13 protein-coding genes, 1 tRNA gene and 1 pseudogene are annotated in these 17,858 nt (G+C 63.7%); 6 read left to right on the top strand and 9 right to left on the bottom strand.

Annotated elements, in window-relative coordinates:
• Positions 1 to 48 precede the first annotated feature (48 nt).
• Complete coding sequence (locus AUC69_RS02310) at positions 49 to 1,170, top strand: calcium:cation antiporter (RefSeq protein WP_069440727.1); 1,122 nt, start codon at positions 49 to 51, stop codon at positions 1,168 to 1,170.
• Positions 1,171 to 1,189: 19 nt separating this feature from the next.
• Here AUC69_RS02310 and AUC69_RS02305 read toward each other — a convergent pair whose 3' ends face one another.
• On the bottom strand, positions 1,190 to 2,773 hold the full coding sequence (locus AUC69_RS02305) for a cisplatin damage response ATP-dependent DNA ligase (protein ID WP_069440726.1): 1,584 nt from the start codon (positions 2,771 to 2,773) through the stop codon (positions 1,190 to 1,192).
• Positions 2,770 to 3,783, bottom strand: a complete 1,014-nt coding sequence (locus tag AUC69_RS02300; RefSeq protein WP_069440725.1) for a ligase-associated DNA damage response exonuclease — start codon at positions 3,781 to 3,783, stop codon at positions 2,770 to 2,772. The genes AUC69_RS02305 and AUC69_RS02300 overlap by 4 nt, the downstream gene beginning before the upstream one ends.
• A gap of 370 nt (positions 3,784 to 4,153) precedes the next feature.
• On the opposite strand from AUC69_RS02300, the gene bcsS reads away from it, so the two are divergent.
• Positions 4,154 to 4,696, top strand: coding sequence for a cellulose biosynthesis protein BcsS (gene bcsS / locus AUC69_RS17245; protein ID WP_069440724.1), 543 nt, complete (start codon positions 4,154 to 4,156; stop codon positions 4,694 to 4,696).
• A 278-nt stretch (positions 4,697 to 4,974) separates the two neighbouring features.
• Here the strand turns inward: bcsS and AUC69_RS02290 are convergent, their stop codons facing one another.
• The 7 genes from AUC69_RS02290 to AUC69_RS17825 all read right to left on the bottom strand — a co-directional run bounded on the left by AUC69_RS02290 (position 4,975) and on the right by AUC69_RS17825 (position 13,235).
• Positions 4,975 to 5,751 carry an extracellular solute-binding protein gene (locus AUC69_RS02290; RefSeq protein ID WP_069440723.1) on the bottom strand — a complete coding sequence of 259 codons (777 nt, stop codon included), beginning with the start codon at positions 5,749 to 5,751 and terminating at the stop codon, positions 4,975 to 4,977.
• Positions 5,752 to 6,228: 477 nt separating this feature from the next.
• Positions 6,229 to 8,025: an AsmA family protein gene (locus AUC69_RS02285; protein ID WP_069440722.1), complete on the bottom strand. Its 1,797-nt coding sequence runs from the start codon at positions 8,023 to 8,025 to the stop codon at positions 6,229 to 6,231.
• A 148-nt stretch (positions 8,026 to 8,173) separates the two neighbouring features.
• Complete coding sequence (locus tag AUC69_RS02280) at positions 8,174 to 9,841, bottom strand: ABC transporter permease (RefSeq protein ID WP_204377240.1); 1,668 nt, start codon at positions 9,839 to 9,841, stop codon at positions 8,174 to 8,176.
• 91 nt (positions 9,842 to 9,932) lie between these two features.
• Positions 9,933 to 10,460, bottom strand: a complete 528-nt coding sequence (locus tag AUC69_RS02275) for a hypothetical protein (protein WP_069440751.1) — start codon at positions 10,458 to 10,460, stop codon at positions 9,933 to 9,935.
• A 10-nt stretch (positions 10,461 to 10,470) separates the two neighbouring features.
• Positions 10,471 to 11,517, bottom strand: coding sequence for a Fe(3+) ABC transporter substrate-binding protein (locus AUC69_RS02270; RefSeq protein ID WP_069440721.1), 1,047 nt, complete (start codon positions 11,515 to 11,517; stop codon positions 10,471 to 10,473).
• A gap of 316 nt (positions 11,518 to 11,833) precedes the next feature.
• Positions 11,834 to 12,766 (bottom strand): sensor histidine kinase, encoded by a 933-nt coding sequence (locus AUC69_RS02265; RefSeq protein ID WP_069440720.1) that lies wholly within the window; start codon positions 12,764 to 12,766, stop codon positions 11,834 to 11,836.
• A gap of 22 nt (positions 12,767 to 12,788) precedes the next feature.
• Entirely contained in the window at positions 12,789 to 13,235 is a 447-nt protein-coding gene (locus AUC69_RS17825; protein ID WP_069440719.1) for a hypothetical protein, read from the bottom strand.
• 313 nt (positions 13,236 to 13,548) lie between these two features.
• On the opposite strand from AUC69_RS17825, the gene AUC69_RS02255 reads away from it, so the two are divergent.
• The 4 genes and pseudogenes from AUC69_RS02255 to AUC69_RS02240 all read left to right on the top strand — a co-directional run bounded on the left by AUC69_RS02255 (position 13,549) and on the right by AUC69_RS02240 (position 17,610).
• Positions 13,549 to 14,052, top strand: coding sequence for a phasin (locus AUC69_RS02255; RefSeq protein WP_158007982.1), 504 nt, complete (start codon positions 13,549 to 13,551; stop codon positions 14,050 to 14,052).
• A gap of 177 nt (positions 14,053 to 14,229) precedes the next feature.
• Positions 14,230 to 14,306: transfer RNA gene (locus AUC69_RS02250), tRNA-His, on the top strand.
• Between the two features lie 671 nt (positions 14,307 to 14,977).
• Positions 14,978 to 16,333: pseudogene (locus tag AUC69_RS02245) on the top strand (sulfatase-like hydrolase/transferase); the annotation flags it as partial.
• A 194-nt stretch (positions 16,334 to 16,527) separates the two neighbouring features.
• Positions 16,528 to 17,610, top strand: a complete 1,083-nt coding sequence (locus AUC69_RS02240; protein WP_141700534.1) for a hypothetical protein — start codon at positions 16,528 to 16,530, stop codon at positions 17,608 to 17,610.
• Positions 17,611 to 17,858 lie beyond the last annotated feature (248 nt).

Here is a 17,858-nt window from a genome sequence, read left to right as displayed (position 1 = left end):
AAAGCCGTCTCAAAGACCGGGCCAGACACAGGAACTCTCTTTGAGCGCTTGCGCCCGGAATTGGGGCTGATTGCCGGCATCGCCACGACGGTGATCTTCTTCACCGTCGGCAAGGAGTGGCTTGCCGATCTTGAGAGCGCGCCCCGCGTCGCCCTGCTGTTCGCCTGGCTCTTCGGCGTGATGATCTGGTGTGCCTTCGGTGTCGTCCGTCATGCCGACGCCTTGGCCGAGCTGCTGGGCGAACCCTACGGCACGCTGATCCTGACGCTTGCCGTCATCAGCATGGAGGTGGCGATCCTCGCCACGGTCATGCTCGGCGGCGATCCGAATCCGACACTGCCGCGCGAGACGATGTTCGCCATCCTGATGATCGTGCTGAACGGCATGGTGGGCACGGTGCTGGCCATCGGCGGTCTCCGCCATGTCGAGCAGGAATATAATCTGCAAGGCGCCATGGCCTATCTTGCGGTGATCACCCCGCTCGCCATCATCGCGCTGGTAATCCCGACTTTCACCCAAGCGACCACGGGTCCGACCTTCACTACCCGGCAGGCCGTGATCTTTGGGGTCCTGACGGCGTTGCTCTACGCCGCCTTTCTTACGATCCAAACCACACGCCATCGCAGCTTCTTCGTTCAACCGAAGAAGAACGCGAAAAACATCGACATAGAGCTTGCCCAGCCGGCAAGCGCCGAGCCCCATGGGCATGGCAAGGTCTACTCCGCGCCGTATCACGCCGTTCTCTTGCTTGCGACGCTGCTGCCGGTGGTGCTGCTGTCAAAGCCTCTGGCCAAGCTGATCGACTTCGGCACCGAGCAAATGGGCCTACCGATCGCTCTGGGCGGCGTCCTAATCGCGATGCTCATCCTCTCGCCGGAATGGACCTCCGCCTGCCAGGCGGCCGCCCGCAATCAGCTTCAGCGCGCCGTCAATCTCAGCCTCGGCTCGGCGCTCTCGACCATCGGCCTGACCGTGCCGGTGGTGCTCGCCATCGGCGTCTTCACCGGCACGCCGCTCGAGCTCGGTCTCAACAATGTCGAGATCGCGCTTTTGGCGGTGACCTTGTTCGTTTGCCAGATGACGTTCTCGGGGGCGCCGACCAATATCTTGCTCGGCTTCGTCCATCTGGTGCTGTTCTTCGCCTATCTCGTGCTGGTATTCACCCAGTAGCCCGACGCTCCGACGGCGGCTAGTCCACGATCAGCCCCGTGAGCGTCTCCAGCCTGTCCGCTTCCTCCGCAGGCTTGTCCCAGCGGATGCGGTGGATGCGGGGAAAGCGCATGGCCACGCCGGACTTGTGACGCGCGGAGCGGTGCACCGAGTCGAACGCCACCTCGAAGACGAGCTTCGGCTCCACCTGGCGCACCGGCCCGAAGCTATCGACCGTGTGGCTGCGCACGAATGAGTCGAGTTGCTTCAGTTCCTCGTCGGTGAAACCGAAATAGGACTTGCCCACGGGCACGAGCTCTGGCTCGCCGGTCTTTGTCGCCCGCCAGGCGCCGAACGTATAGTCCGAGTAGTAAGACGACCGCTTGCCGCTACCGCGCTGGGCATACATGAGCACGGCGTCGATCATCTGGGGCGCCCGCTTCCACTTGTACCAATGGCCCTTGGGGCGGCCGGCGATATAGGGGCTATCGCGCCGCTTCAGCATGAGGCCTTCGATCCCGGTCTCCCGCGCGCCTGCCCACAGCGATTCCAGCTCGGAGATCGAGGTGAAGTCGATGATGTCCGAGACATCGGTGTGCTGGGGGATATGCTCCGCGTGCCAGGCCTCCAGGCGCGCGCGCCGGTCCTCGAAGGGCAGGCCACGCAAATCCTCGTCGCCTTCGAACAGGAGGTCGTAGAGCCGGATATGGCCCGGGTGCGATTTCAGCATGGAGGCGGAAACCGTCTTACGGTTCAGCCGCTGCTGAAGATCGTTGAATGGCGCGACCTCGCCGCCGCGCATCACCAGGAGCTCGCCGTCGAGCACGACGCCTTCGGGCAGGGCCTCCACGACATCGGGAAAGGCGCCGGAGATGTCGTCACCGGTGCGCGAGAACAGGCGCTTCTCGCCGCCATGATGGCTGGCCTGCACGCGGATGCCGTCCCACTTCCATTCGGCCACGAAGTCGGCGGGTGTGATGCCGGTAAGCTCCCGGTCCTCGATGGCGTGCGACAGCATGAGCGGCCGGAAAACGGCCTTGCCCGCCGTATCGGGAGGCGGCGCATCGCCGGCGAGCCATGCGAACAGCGCGGCGTAAGGCGGCGCGAGCCCATGCCACACCTCCTCGATCTCGGCGAGGGGCTTGCCCGACCATTGAGCCAGCGCCGTCTTGGCGAGCCGGGCCGAAACCCCGACCCGCAGCGCGCCGGTGAGGAGCTTGAGCAGCGCCCAGCGCCCGGTGGCGTCGAGGCGGTCGAGCCAGCCGGCGAGGAGCACTGGAATTTCAGATTTGTCGGCGGCCTGAACCGCCTCAACCACATCGGCCAGCCTCGGCGGCGGCGCGTCGTCCTTCCGTGCCGGCCACAGCAGCGAAATGGTCTCGGCCGTGTCGCCCACATAGTCGCGGGACAGCCTGAACAACACCGGATCGACCCGCGTCTCCAGCATCTCAGCGAAGATGCGCCGGAACGGCACCCGAAAGAACAACCCGTCGGTCAGAGCCGCGAGCGCATAGCCCCGGTCCGGATCCGGCGCGCTCGCGAAATAGTCTGCCATGAGCTTGAGCTTGTCGTTGCGCGATGGCGTATAGGCGAGCCGGTCCAGCAGTGCGGCAAAGGCCTTCACTGGTCCTCGTCCTCGCGGCCTATCAGGGCGAGCGCGCGGCCACGCCGTCCCGTCGACCGGATATGGTGGAGCAGCGCATCCTCGCGGCCATGGGTCACCCAGACTTCGCGCGCCCCGGTCTCGGCGATGGTGTCGGTCAGTTCGCGCCAATCGGCGTGATCGGAGATCACGAGCGGCAGTTCGATGCCCTGCTGCCGGGCGCGGGCACGAACGCGCATCCAGCCCGAGGCGAACGAGGTCAGCGGGTCGGGCAGGCGGCGGGACCAACGGTCGGCGATGGCGCTCGGCGGCGCTAGCACGATCTGGCCCTTGAGCATCTCGCGTTTGGCGCCGGTTGCCGGCTCGAGCGCGCCGAGCGCGACACCGAAGGACTCATAGAGGTCGCAGCAGGCTTGCAGCGCCCCATGCAGATAGATCGGCCGGTCGTAGCCCTCGGCGCGCAACAGCGCGATCAGGCGCTGGCTCTTGCCGAGTCCATAGGCGCCGACCACATGCGTGCGTTCGGGAAATTGCGCGACCGACCTGAGCAGCTTCGCCGCTTCACCGCGCGCATCGCCATGCTGGAACACGGGCAGCGCGAAGGTCGCCTCGGTCACGAAGAGATCGCACGGGATGAGCTCGAAAGGGGCGCACGTGGGATCGGCGCTGCGCTTGTAGTCTCCCGACACCACCGCGCGGACGCCCTCATACTCAATCAGGACCTGGGCGCTACCGAGCACATGACCGGCCGGAAACAGCGTGACCGTGACGTCGCCGATGCTGACGGGCTCGCCATATGCCGCTTCTTGCGGAAGACGCGGGGCCAGTTCGCCGAGCCGCGCGCGCATGATGGCGAGCGTCTCCTTGGTCGCGAGCACGGCGCCGTGACCCGGGCGCGCATGGTCGGAATGCCCATGGGTGACGACCGCGTTCCGTACCGCGCTATGCGGGTCGATATAGAAGCCGCCCGGACGGCAATAGAGGCCCTTGGCGTCGATCTTGAGCCAGCTGTCGAAGCGATCGGGGTTCATTTTACCGCGCCTGTGGGGAACAAAACACGCATATACCAACCTGAGATTGAAGTGTGACGGGTTGCGCGCAACCTGGTTGCCGGGCGTGAGCGGTCTCGCGCGTAAGATGCATCATAGTCGATGCAACAAGCACGCGAGTGGTCGCCGTGCAGGGGGGCAAGTCTTCAGGCGTCCAATCCAGGCTCCGCGCCGGTGGGGTCCTGGGCGCGGCTGTCCTTGTCTTCGGCCTCTCGGTCCAGACGGCATCCGGCGAGCCCAACGCGCCGCACACCGAAATGTTCACCGGCGTCGAGGCCAGCGACAATTACACAAGTGCCTATGTGGGCGGCGGCTATGCCTTCGGCAAGGGTCTCTATGCGCCGGGCCTAGGTTGCGCGCCGTCGGCGCCTATGGCCGCTACGACTATGACGGTGCCCTGTTCGACGGCAGCGACTATATCGCCACCACGTTCGACGGGCAGGTCGGATTTGCCGCGGCGTTGGTCGGCTATCAGTTTTGTCCCGGCGCCGTCACCGTCAAGCTGTTCGCCGGCATCGAGGCGGAAGATCAGCACATCACCCCGCGCGATCCGAACAACAGCGTGCAAGGCACGGAGATCGGCCTCAGGCTTCTCGCCGAGACTTGGTACGACATCGCGCCGCGGTGGTATGTCTCCGCCGACGCAGCCTATGGCACCGCGTTCCAGGAATATTTTAGCCTGGCGCGAATAGGCTTCCGTGTGCGTCCCAAACTCTCGCTGGGGTTGGAAGGCGGCGCTCTCGGCAATGAAGAATATGATGCGGGCCGGGGTGGCGGCTTCCTGCGCGTCAATCTGCGCCAACTCGAAGTGACGCTATCCGGCGGATTTACCGGCAACTATCTCGAGGACGATCCCAGCGGTTACGTCTCGCTGGGGCTCTATCGCACATTCTAGAGAAGACTGGCGGGACCAGAGTGGCACCGAAACCAGAGTGCACTGCCGGCCCCGCTCCGGCAGTGCTTAGCATCGTCAGTATGACCTCGAAGAGTTAGGGCCATACTGCACTCTGGTCGTGCATTCTGTGTTAGGGCGACGTCTTCGCGGCTTCATCGAAAAGACTCGCTCTAGCGATCAGCATGACATGAAGGCGACAAGCAAGGCAAACACGAGTTGCCGCTTGCCCGCAATTTATTCCAACTGTCATTGCCGGGATGCGAGCGCGCGCGGAACGGCTAAGGTGTCGCCCTGGTGACCGGCGCTTTGGACTTAGCCTCTTTCGCCTTACGCTCGGCCTCCTTGGCCGCCGCGGCGGCCTCGATCGGCGCCAGCCAAGCGGTAAATCGCTGGCTGAGCGCGGCGTCGTGCTCGTTCCACCACGCCTCGTCGAATTTGAGCGCCGTCTTGAAGTTGTCTGGCGCCGTCGGCAGGAACTCCTGCATCTCCACGCCGATGATCGGATGCTTGCCAACCAATTGCACCGCCGACTTCCGCATCGGCCCATAGGCGATCAGCCGCGCTTGTGCCGCCAGCCGCTCCGGCGACGTGGCGAAGCTGATGAAGCGCATGGCCTCGTCTTTGTTCCGCGCCGCTTTGGGAATCGCCCAGGCGTCGACGTCGTAGATCTGCCCGTCCCAGAGAACGCCGATGCGCCGTTGATCGCCGACAGCGGCGCGGAAGATCCGGCCGCTATAGCCGGCCGCCATCGTGACCTTCTTCTCCAGCAACCAGGTGATCGGCTGATCGGCCTTGTCCCAGAACAGAATGTTGTCCTTGATCTTGTCGAGAGCGGCGAACGCCCGATCGACCCCGGCCTCGGTGGCGAGCTCCGCATAAACGCTCTCAGGCGGAACGCCGTCCGCAAGCAGTGCCAGCTCGAGCGTGTAGCGTGGATTTTTCGGCAGCGCGCGCTTGCCTGGGAAGCGCGCGGTATCCAGCAGGGCCGTGACCGCTGTCGGCTCGCCCTTCCGGAAAGCTTGCCGGTCGAAGGCGATAGCCGTCGACCAAGCCACCGAGCCACGCCGCAGGACGACAAGCCGCCGTCCAGAAAATCCGCCTCGATGCTTTGGCCATCCGGACCCAAGTCCGTCACCTCGATCGACTCCAGCACACCGTCACGGCACAGCGCATCAAGCGTGCCCGCCGACACGTCGATCACGTCGACCGGTGGGTTGCCGGCGTCGATCAGGCCTTTCAGCTTCGCGAGGCTGCCGTCATAGATTTCCGTGGCGATCGCGGTGCCGGTCTCCTTGGCGAACGGCTCGAAGAAGGCGATCTCCTGCGACTGGCCGTAGGCGCCCCCCCATGTGGCGACGCTAAGCGTGCCGTCCGCGGCGCCGGCGCCGCTTCCTGTCAGGCAAAATCCAGTGCAAAGCGTCGCAGCGAGCAAGGCGGCCTTGCCGGCGTGCACGGCGCGGGTTGCGAAGGATCGATCAGGGCGTAGCCAAAACACGGCGGTTTATCTCGGTCGATTGTCGTTCCAAAGGAGCCTAGTGCGGCGAGACCGGGACAGTTCCCGGCCTTGACTGCGTTGAACCGTCTCCAAGTGCGGGGCGATTGGCTCTCTGGATTAAGGGTTGCGTTAGCGGTCCGCGAATGGTGACCCGCGGCGGGGTCTCCATGACGAGCTGCGAGGCGTTTAACGGTGCCACAGGATTGGCGATCAGGAAGTCCCAATCAAGCGTTTGCTTTCCCACGTCCACCCCTCCGGACCCCGAAACCACGCCACGGGGGGTCTGCATCGTGAAGACCTGGCACCAAATATGGCCCGCAGAGAGGCGGCAGTCGGCATTGAGCGAGTCGAACGGCGTGACCGTCTCTCGGCTCCAGCCCGGTCCGTCCACGGCGGACCCTGCAATGAGCTGGGGAAAATCGATGGGCACGGCACCATCCTGGGCGGTCATCTTGAGATCGCCGGCAAGCCCGCGAATGAGCTCGTCCACCGTGCGCCCGCCGGTCGAGACATCGGCCTTCATCCCGCCGGTGCCTTTGACCGGAATGTCCAGGGCAAAGGGCTTGAGGCAGGTCTCGATAGCCACGTCGGAGAGATTGCCGGCGAACGAAGCCTTGATCCGCGGCCCGGAGAGGTCGAGCCCCACCCGGCCGGCCATCTGACCGCCGCACAAATCCAGCTCGCCCACTTCACTCGATATCGCCCCGTTCTTGGCGGTAATCGTGAGCCCGCCACTTCCGAGCTCCAGGCTCGAGGCTTCGATGTCGGCCGCCGAGAGCCGCAAGTCTGCGTCGAAATGTTTGAGCAGGGCCCAGTCGAAGAGCGGTTCGCCGATGGCGGCGGTGTCGCCTGTGCCGAGATAAGGATCGAGCACCAGCCGTTCGAATGCGAGCGTCCCTTCCACCCTCGGCCGCATCCCCGTGGTGATGGCCAGCAGCCCCACGGCCGCGTTGCCGTCCAGCGAGAAGGCTCCGTCGTCGAAGATGAGCGTGGTCCCCGCCCAATGAACAGGTCCCTCCGCCGTCAGATTTTTGAGACTCTCGCCTTCCGGCAGGTCCATGCCCACCCAGTTCAGGAAATGGCGGGCGTCACCCATCTCGGCCCGCATATCGCCGTCGAGGCCGAAACCGTCGGCGAAGCGCGCGGTGCCGGAGAATTTGGCGGTGACGGGAGCGGAGGTGAGTGTCAGCGTAACGGGTGCACTCTGGCCTTCCTCGCTTTCCGAGATCTTGCCGCTGTTGATGGCAAATCGCACGGTCTCGCCGCGGAACGTCACCGAGCCGAGCGCCGTCAGCGACCCGGTACCGTCGCTCGCATCGAACCGCGCATCAAGATCGCGCGCCACGCGTTCGCCCGAAGCCGTCCTGACCGTGCCGTGCCGAATACGCACGACGCCGATCGGCGCAGCCGTCAGCCCGTTGGTGACGAGAGCCTCCGCCGTCTGATCCACCGGTGCGGTCGGTGGGGCATCGGCCTTCAGCGTGATCGTCGGCCGGCCGAGCCTCAGCGCCTCGATCTTGACGCGTCCCATCAGAAGATCGGACAAGTTCAAGGACATCTTCACGTCCCTCGCCGCGATGGAACTGACCCAAGGCAACTTGGTGGCGTTGGTGAGCACGAAGCCGCCGCGCAAGGACAGTGGCGGGAAATACCTCACGGTCAAAGGCTCCGTGAGCGTGACCGTGGCGCCGGTCCACGCCGACAGCGCGGCGGCGACCCGGTCGCGCAAATCGGAGGAAGTCCCGATCAGGCGCGGAACCACCACGAAGCCGACAAGAAGAAAGACAGCAAGGCCAAGGAGAAGCCATTTCCAAGGACGTTGGCGAGGCTTCATACCGACCTTTCCACCCGTTGTGGGCGCGGGGCTCTAGGATCGAGCCCGAACGTCCCATGTGACCGTTGCAAGAGTGGCTCCTTGTAGCCCGAATTGTTTGGTGAGCCCAAGTCCCGCATTGACCCAAGCCCCATATTTTCTTGGGTTATCAAGAGATCCGCAACGCCCATTCAGGCCTTGATCGAGCCCCGGAGGGCCGGCTCGCGGAGGCGCCCGGGCGGCTTCGGGCAATGATCCCGTGCAACAGCAGCACCGGGGCCAGGCTCACCAAAACGATGGTCAGCGCCGAAAGTCCGGCCTCCTCGTAGCGATAGAGCGAGGCCAGCGTGAAGACCTGGGTCGACAGCGTATCGAAGTTGAAGGGGCGCAAGAGCAGCGTCGCCGGCAGCTCTTTCATGGAATCCACGAAGACCAGCATGGCGGCGGCGCCCAGCGCGGGGCGCAGCAAGGGCAGGTGCACCGTCCACAGCATGTCCGAAACCGTGGCACCCAGCGTGCGTCCGGCCGCGTCGATATTCTTCGAGATCTTGCTCAGGCCTGCTTCCACCGCGCCGAGCGAGGCGGCGAGGAAGCGGATCGTGTAGGCGAGCACGATGGCGAAGGCGGTGCCTGAGAACAGGAGCCCGGTGGAGACGCCGAACAGCGAGCGCATCACCCCGTCGATACTGTTGTCGAGACCGGCGAGCGGGATCAGCAGGCCGATGGCAAGCACCGTCCCCGGTATGGCATAGCTGATGGCCGGAACCAGGCTTGCTCCGCGGACCAGCTTCGAGCGCGTTTGCCGCCGCCCATAAGCGAGGACCACGGCGAAGGCCACGGCAAGCACCGCCGCCGCGAATGCCAAGAGCAGGCTGTGCAAGGCAGCCTGCCAAAAGGCCGGTGACAAACCCGCCGAGACATGCGCGATGGCGTCGTCCACCAGCACGCCAGCCGGCAACACGAACCCCACGATCAGCGGCAGCACGCAGGCGAGCACGGCAAGGATTCCCCGCATGCCCGTGAGCTTGTCCTCTGGCAGGTCGCGATACTTGCCGGTCGTGTGATGAAAACGACGTCCGGCCCGCAGCGCCCGCTCGATGAGCAGAAGCGCGAACACGAAGGCCAGCATGACGCAAGCGATCTGGCTCGCGCCGGCAAGGCTGCCGCGGTCGAGCCAGGTGTCATAGACGGCGACGGTCAGCGTCCGCACGCCGAAGAACTCCACCGCGCCGATGTCATTCAATGTTTCCATCAGGGCCAGCGCCACGCCGGCGGCCAGCGCCGGGCGGGCGAGCGGCAGCGCGATTTGCCAGAAGGTCTCCGACGCGCTGCGCCCGAGCGTTCGGCTCGCCTCGATCACGCATACCGATTGCGCGATGAAGCTCGCCCGCGCGGTGATGTAGACATAAGGATAGAGCACCGCGCTCATGACGAAGATCGCTCCGCTCAGGCTCCTGATGTCGGGGAACCAATAGTCTTGCGCGTTCCGCCAGCCGAACAGGCCGCGCATGCCGGTCTGCACCATGCCCGAGTAGTCGAACAGCTCGAGGTAGCAGTAGGCGATGATGTAGGTCGGCATCGCCATCGGCAGCAGCAGCAGCCACTGAAAATAGCGGCGCCCCGGAAACCGGTACATGGTCACGAGCCAAGCGGTGCCGGTGCCGATAATAAGGGTAAGGAGGCCGACGCCGAGCATGAGGCCGACCGTGCGGCGCACCGCACCGGGGAGCACATTGTCGATGAGGTGAGGCCAGGCATCGCCGCTCGATTGGAACGCGATGACCGCGATGGCGATCAGCGGCGCCAAGGCGATGAGCGACAGGAGAAGTGCCGCCACCGACCATCCGAGATTGCCACTCTCGGACAGGCGGGCAAGCCTCCGGCGGAAGGTGGGAGTCTCTCCGGCTCGGGCGCAGGCGGTGTCTTGCTTAGCGCCGGTCAGCGAAAACGTCCCCGCCGGCCTTGCGCTGGGGCGCCATGAGGGCGGCAACCGCCTCCTGCGACAAGCGCTGATCGGCTTCCTGGAGCGCGTCGGCGAAGGCATTGGCCGCGTCGATCACCGGCTCCACGAGCTCCGAGCCCGTCAGCGCCAGCGCGCAAGCTTGCATGGCCGGACAGCGATGATGCTGGGATGCGGCGATCAGCGAGATGGCCATGCACTCGTCAGGGCAGAAGCCGGAGCAGCCGAACGGGTAATACTCGATCTTGCGAGAGGCCGTGGACCGCAACGTCCTGACCCAGCAGGCGAGCTCGGTCACGGCACGTTTCGCCCGCGACGGTCCAAGCAAGCGGTTATATTCGTTCCAGCCGTTTTCCCAGCAGGCGATGTCGCCCGTGTCGTATCCTGCAAGCCAGCAGCGGAAGCCGACGCCGACCAGCCACTCCGCCCCGCTGCGCACAGGAACGGCCGCGCGCCGGGCGCCGACCTGCTTGTCGATGCTCTTATGAAAGCTCATTTCTGTCCCCTCATGAGCTTGGCCCTTCGTCAAAGCCGACCTTGTCGACCAGTTCGCTTGCCGCTTTCCGCAAAGCCGCGATCTCGTTGAGTGAGATCGGGTCCGGCTTGAATTCGCCCCAGGACTGAACCAACGCCGACCACGGGACGCCTGCCTTCACCGGATACTCGTTGTTCACTTCGGCATACATTTCCTGGCCCTTGTCCGAAGCCAGAAATTCGAGAAGCTTGATCGCGTTGTCCTTATGGGGCGCGTTCTTTGCCAGCACCGCACCCGACACGTTCACATGGGTGCCGCGGTCGCCCGTGTTGGGAAACAGGATGCTGACCGAGTTCGCCCACGCCTTCTGATCGGGGTTCTTCTCGTCCGTGAGCATCGCGCCCATGTAATAAGTGTTGCCGATGGCGATGTCGCATTCGCCGGCATAGACGCCCTTGACCTGCAGCCGGTCGTTGCCGGCGGGCTTGCGGGCGAGATTGGCTTTCACGCCACGCAGCCACTGCTCCGTCCATTCCTCGCCGTGATGGGCGATCATGGAGGCGATCAGCGCGACGTTATAGACGTGCTGGCCCGAGCGGATGCAAATCTTGCCGCGCCATTTCGGGTCGGCGAGGTCCTCATACGTGATTGAGTCCTGCTTGACCCGTTCCTTGGAGGCGTACACTACGCGGGCCCTGCGGGTGAGGCCGATCCATTCATTGTTCTCGCCGCGATAGGTGGCCGGGATCGAGGCCTCGATCGTCTCGGAGACCACGGGCTGGGCGATGCCGGCGGCGGTGGCCTGGCTCAGATTGCCGATATCGACCGTCAGCAGGAGGTCCGCAGGGCTATTGCGGCCTTCGGCCTGCATCCGCTCGATCAGTCCCTTCTCGGCGAAGATAACATTGGCCTTGATGCCGGTCTCCGCGGTGAATTCCTGGAGCAGGGGATCGATGAGATAGGGCTGACGGTAGGAATAGATGTTCACCTCGCCCGGCGTCTCGGCGCGGGCGAAGGGCAAGGCGGAAGCGGAGATGAGGATCGCGAGCGCCGCGGCGCGCGCCAGTGTCGAGCGCATCAATGACCTCCAATGGCCGGGGTTCAAGGCCCCGGTATCGGACTGAAAGACTTTGCTCCCCTTGGACTAGAGCCGGAGAGCCTCTATTCCGCTTAAGGCTTGCGCTTGCCTACTGTCAACAAGATTATCGTAACTGAAGTAAACTTAGAAGCCTTCTAATCAATGAAGATACATTAGAAGGCTTCGAGAAACTGAGTATTTATCCGACAATGCCTAGTATAATAGTGTAATTGCACTACAATAAGTCTGACAAATGACAGGATTTCGCAGTCGCGAAGAACACTTGGCGCGAAATCGGCCAGGGGGCGCGAGGCGCCTATGAGGCGAAGAGCCGCTCTGCCGGGAAAATGATGTCGGCCGACGTGCCCACACCGGGCTCGCTGGTCAACTCGAGCCTGGCGCGATTGGCGTCGGCCAGTGCCTTGGTGAGCGGCAGTCCCAGCCCGGTCCCGGACTGCCGGCGCGGCGCCGTGTCGAGCTGATGGAAGGGCTGCATCGCGTAGGCGATCTCATTCTTGCTCATGCCCACGCCGTTGTCCCGCACCCGCACCCGCAGCTCGCCATCGACCAGCGTGCCGGACACGATGACCTGACCGCCTTCGGTAGTGAACTTGATGGCATTGGTGAGGAGGTTGAGAAGCGTCTGCTTGAGCCGCCGCGGATCGGCGACCACGAGCGGCAAGTCCTGTGCGAGCGACGTCCGCAACACGATGCGCGTGCGCTTGGCAAGCGGCTGGAGGCTGGCGACGCAACTCTCGACCACCTCGGCCACGTCCACCGCGGTGAAATCGAGCTCGAACTTGCCCGCCTCGATCTTCGAGATGTCGAGCAGGTCGTTGAGCAGGCTCAACGCATAGAGGCCGCTCTGATGGATGTCCTCCGTGTAACCGCGATAGCGCGGATTGCCGATGGGGCCGAATCGCTCCTGCAGCATCAACTCGGTGAAGCCGATGATCGAGTTGAGTGGCGTCCGCACCTCATGGCTGACCTTGGCCAAGAAATCGAGACGGCGGCTCGCCGCCTCGGGGTCGATCGCCCGGCGCGGTGCGGGCGCAATTGCCGGTTCGGACGGTGGCGTGGTTTCGGCCTTGGGCGCGGGCATCTCCGTCACGGGCGTCGGCGTCTCAGGCTCTTGCGCTGCCGCCACCGTCTCCGGTGCAGGGAGTTCGGCATCGAGATCCGCCTGGTCGATGAGACGAAGCACCTGCGTGTCTTGATCGGTATCGAGCGGGCTCAGCGCGAAGACCACTTTGAGGCGCGGCGTGAGCGGGTCAGCGCATCGATTTCACCGGTGCGCCCGCTGTCTTCGTCGCAACCGAGGAGCGCCGCACCGCCGGGAAGAATGGCGTCGAGCCACCCGCCTCGCTCAGTTCGGACGGTGAGTGGTAGCCGAAGGCGTAAGCGAAGGCGCTGTTGACATAGATAAGGGCATTGTCCCGCAAGAGCCCGATCGCCGCCGGCATGGCTTCGAGCAGAAGTCTCAAGGACTCCGGCGGCAGCATGAGCGGGCTGCCCATGGGTTTCGCCTCCGCCCGGCCATTCGTCGGGGCGTGGTTCGCGTGTTCGTCAGCGGCTAGGTCCGGAGCAGGGGATTTGTCGGAGCCAGGGGAGATAGCCCCCGGACCGAGCAGAACCCGGCCCTCGAGCGCGCGCGCAATATGCTCAAGCGCCTCGCGGTCCCCATCTTCGATGCGCCGTCGCGGTCTGAGGTCGGCCATGGTCGGCCCCAATATGAACAAATGAGCTCGCTCTGGCGTTTGACACAAAGCCCAGCTCAGCCACTAGGGACGCCCCCTCTTGGGGCGCTTATGCGACTCCACCACTAAATTTAGGCGAATCCAGTCCATTGCATAGCGCGAAAGGCAGAATTTCGTCCACAGGGCAAAAAAGACGCGTGTTTGGGCATGCTGCCTCTTGCAGTGTCGCACTGCACCATTTATATTGCAGTGCAACAAAAAGAAGCGGCCAGATGAGCAAGACCGCGCCATTCCCCGAGAGGCGAATCGAGGAGATCAACAAAGAGGTGCCATGATGAGTGAGACATCTATTCCCCAGACCCCCCAGGAAGCCGCCGAGAAGATCACCGAGACCTTCAATACGGCCGCCAAGGAATTCGAATCCCTCAAGCTCGATACCACCGTGCCGGAGAGCGTTCGCATGCTCGCCGAGAAAACGGTCAACCAGACCCGTGAAGCGTATGAGCGCGGCAAGGAATCGCTGGAGGAGTCGATCGACGCGCTGGAGCGCTCCTTCGATGCGGCCGGCCAAGGCGCTACCGCCTTCAACCGCAAGCTGATCGACATTGCTCAGCGCAATTTGAACTCGGGATTCGACCTCGCCAAGAACCTAGCCGCTGCCAAGAACCTTGCCGAGATCGTCGAACTTCAGTCGGCCTTCATCCGCAGTCAGTTCGATGTGTTCGCCAGCCAAGCCGGCGAGATCCGCGCGCTGACGACCAAGATCGCCGCCGACACCGCCGAGCCGATCAAGGACCAGGTCTCCCGCACGATGGATACCGTGCGCAAGGCGTCCTAAAGTTTCAGTGCCGTTGTGTAGTTGCGTAGGCCCGGGCCCAGCCCGGGCCTTTTCTATGGCGCCGCCTCGTTCTAGAGGTGCCCGGCCGGTTGCCGCGCTCTTTGCGCGCGAGGTGCGCCATCCGCTTGCAACGGCTCTTGCCTCCGCTTAGGTTCCCGGCCTAGGCATTGCCCATGTGCCGCTGTAGCTCAGTTGGTTAGAGCGCTTGACTGTGGATCAAGAGGTCGGTGGTTCGAATCCCCCCAGCGGTACCATTTAGTGCCCGAGCTCGGAAGCGCCGGCCTACGCACATCCGGAATTGATGCGCTTAGCGCAGGGACGCCGCGGCTTCCCCTGGACATTCCGACAGCCTCGTCCGCTCGTGACTTGATATCAGGCTAATCCCAGCGATAATCGCGGCGAGTGGCGCCCCTATCCACAGTCACTGAACCTTGTCTTGCCTTTGACCGAACGGTGGTCCTCCCTTTGCGATGGTCCATCCGACGATTCATTCCCATAGCGACGCGAAGGAACCCCCAACGATGAGGCCATCCCTAGCCAAATCCTGTGCCCTTGCCGTCTTGAGCCTGGCATTGGCCGTGCCGGCCATGGCGCAATCCAATATCCGCGGCGATGCCACCGGCCCGACCACCGCGAAGGGTTACAGCCATCCCGAGCAATACATGCATCTCAAGGCCGTCAAGCCGGCGCCCAACATGTATCCGGTGATCCATCACCCCGAGCAGGAGCAGAACGCCGCCGACAAGCTCGCGGCGCTGGCCGAGAAGACCGGCAAGAAACCCAATATCCTCATCTTCCTGCTCGACGACGTGGGCTGGATGGATACGGGCTTCAACGGCGGCGGTGTCGCGGTCGGCAATGCCACGCCTGAGATGGACAAGCTCGCAGGCGAGGGCCTGACGCTCACCTCGCTTATTCCACGCCGTCCTGCTCGCCGACCCGCGCCACCATCCACACGGGGCAGAACCCGCTGCATCACGGCATCCTGCGTCCGCCGATGTACGGCGAGCCCGGCGGTCTCGACGGCGCCATCACCATGCCGACGCTCCTCAAGAAAGAGGGCTACATCACCCAAGGCGTCGGCAAATGGCATATGGGCGAGAACCAAGGCTCGCTGCCGCAGAATGTCGGCTATGACGACTATGTCGGCTTTCTCGGCGTCTCCGACATGTACACCGAGTGGCGCGACATCTACTTCAATCCCGAGGTCGCGCTGTCGCCCGAGCGCTTCAAGATGATGGAGGAGGACAACTTCGATCATTACGAGGTGCATTGCACCCCGGCCGACACGACCAAATGCGAGAACGGCAAGCTCATCGATCTCGACTACATCAAGGATCTCGACAAGCACTGGATGGAGACGAGCCTCGCTTTCCTCGACAAAATGAAGGGGAGCGCGCAGCCCTTCTACCTCTACCACGCCACGCGTGGCTGCCATTTCGACAACTATCCGTCGGATGAGTGGGCCGGCAAGTCCATGGCCCGCACCTCGTTCAGCGACTGCATGGTCCACATGGACTACGTCCTCGGCAAGCTGATGGAGAAGCTCGAGGCGATCGGCGAGGCGGAGAACACCATCGTCATCTTCACCTCCGACAACGGCCCCGAATGCGAGATCCCGCCCCACGGACGCACGCCGTTCCGCGGTTGCAAGGGCTCGGCCTGGGAAGGCGGCGTGCGCGTGCCGACCTTCGTCTACTGGAAGGGCATGATCGCGCCGCGCAAGTCCGACCAACTGTTCGACCTCGCCGACATCCTGCCGACCACGTTGGCGCTGGCCGGCTATCCCGGCGCCAAGCTGGCCGGGCTGTTCCCCGAGAAGACCTATATCGACGGCGTCGACCAGTCGTCCTTCCTCGTCGCCGACAATGGACTGTCGGCGCGGCGCAGCCGCATCTACACCTTGAACCAATATTACGCGGCGGTTCGCATCGACGAGTTCAAGGGCGTCGTCACCGGCGAGATCGAGAACGGCGTCGTGCAGAAGGGCGATATCGGCGGCTTCTCGGGCTCGATCTTCACCGACACAGGCGGTGGCATCGTTTTCAACCTCTACACCAACCCGCAAGAGGACGCGTCGATCGGCATCCGGCACATCCCGATGGCGGTGCCGCTGGGGTCGACCGCCGGCTGGTACATGAAGGAACTGTTCGAATATCCGCCGCAGTTCAAGATCGGCTTCCTGTCCAACAATCCGCCGCTTTACGACCTCGTCCCCGAGGGCGAGATGGCGGCCAAGGCTTGGATCAGGAAGCACGGCTTCGGCCGCGTCCAGCCGTAGAACCGGCCGGGTCCGCAAAGCTTGAAAGGGGCGCCTTCCGGGGCGCCCCTTTTTTTTGCCGCCGCCGCCGAGTCTGTGGCCTTCACGCAACAGGACTTCGAAATGTCCCGCGGCGCGGCGTGAAATGGCAAGCGTCCCCGTTCGGCCCGCACTATCTTCTGCGGTCAACCGGGCTTGGGGGGAGTATAGGTCGCGTGACGTGGTTGAAAGCAGTCGGCGTCTGCGCGCTTGTCGGCGCGTTTCCGCTCGCGGCGTATGCCAGGGGCGACACCGCATTGGACCCAGGCTATTCGGCCCCGCAGTCAAACCAGTGGCAGTTCAGCTTCACGCCCTACGCCTGGGTGACAGGCGTTAACGGCGACGTTACAGCTCGGGGACACACCGTCGACATCGATGCGAGCTTCATCGATATCGTCGAGAAGAGCGACTCGCTCCTCGCTTTGATGGGCTACGTCGAGGCGCGTAAGGGTGCGTTTTCGTTCTTCACCGATGTCGTGTGGATGGACCTCGGCTTTCCCGGTCACGCAAAAAACGACTTCAATCGACAGGGCGCCGGACGTCCCTCGAAGTTTCCCAATGTCGACGTCACTGTCGACGCGAATCTGAGCATCAAGTCCAACGCACAGCTCGACTACGAGTCGACCATCATCCAATCAGGCGCCGGGTTCGAAGTCGCCAATTGGTCGAACGCGTCCTCTCACACGGCGTTCGATATGCTGGGCGGTGTGCGCTATTGGAACCAGTCCGTGGACAGCACGGTCAATTTAACTGGCGACCTCACTGTCGACGTTACCGCGACAGCGACTTTCGATCCTCGCGATGTCGTTAAGCGCGTTCTTCGCCAGCGCGGCTTCAAGCTCAATCGCCGAGGTGCAAATCTCATAAAGCGTGCGATCGATAAGCGGTTCGGACCAGGCAAAAACATTACCGTGGATCGAAGCGTAAAGATAGAGCTCGATCGGGCGGTGGCGGTTGCCAGCACCGGCGACCTCGAATGGGTCGACCCCTTTATCGGGGGGCGTCTCCGGCACGGCTTTGGTGACAACAAGGAATTGACCCTCGAAGGAGATGTCGGAGGGTTCGGCGTCGGCAGCGATTTCTCGTGGCAGGTCGTCGCCACCTACGGCTTCGACGTCAATTGCTTCGGAACGCCGCTCCACACGGTGATCGGCTATCGTGCGCTCGCCGTCGATTACAGCGAGGAAAGTGCCTACGGAGAAAACGTTCTCGACGTCGTGATGCACGGACCGCTCTTGGGCGTCAATCTTCGGTGGTAGAGGGCGAGACTTGGAAAGGAACCTTCCTCGGTCACGACACCGGCATCGACGCGGTTCTGCACGGACCCGTCGCCGAGCTCTCCTTCCGCTGGTAGGCGTGCTTCATCGTCTCGCCGCGTGACCGCGCGAGTCCTGTCAAAGAGCCATCCCTCCCAAAGAACTTGAGGACTGCGGGGCGCCGGAGAGCCTGCGATCCTACTGCAGTGATAGGGCAGCCTCTCGGCGCCCCGCATCCGGCGATTGTTTTA

It is taken from the genome of Methyloceanibacter superfactus (genome assembly GCF_001723305.1).
Lineage (GTDB): Bacteria > Pseudomonadota > Alphaproteobacteria > Rhizobiales > Methyloligellaceae > Methyloceanibacter > Methyloceanibacter superfactus.
This window is presented reverse-complemented; position numbering and strand designations above follow the sequence as displayed.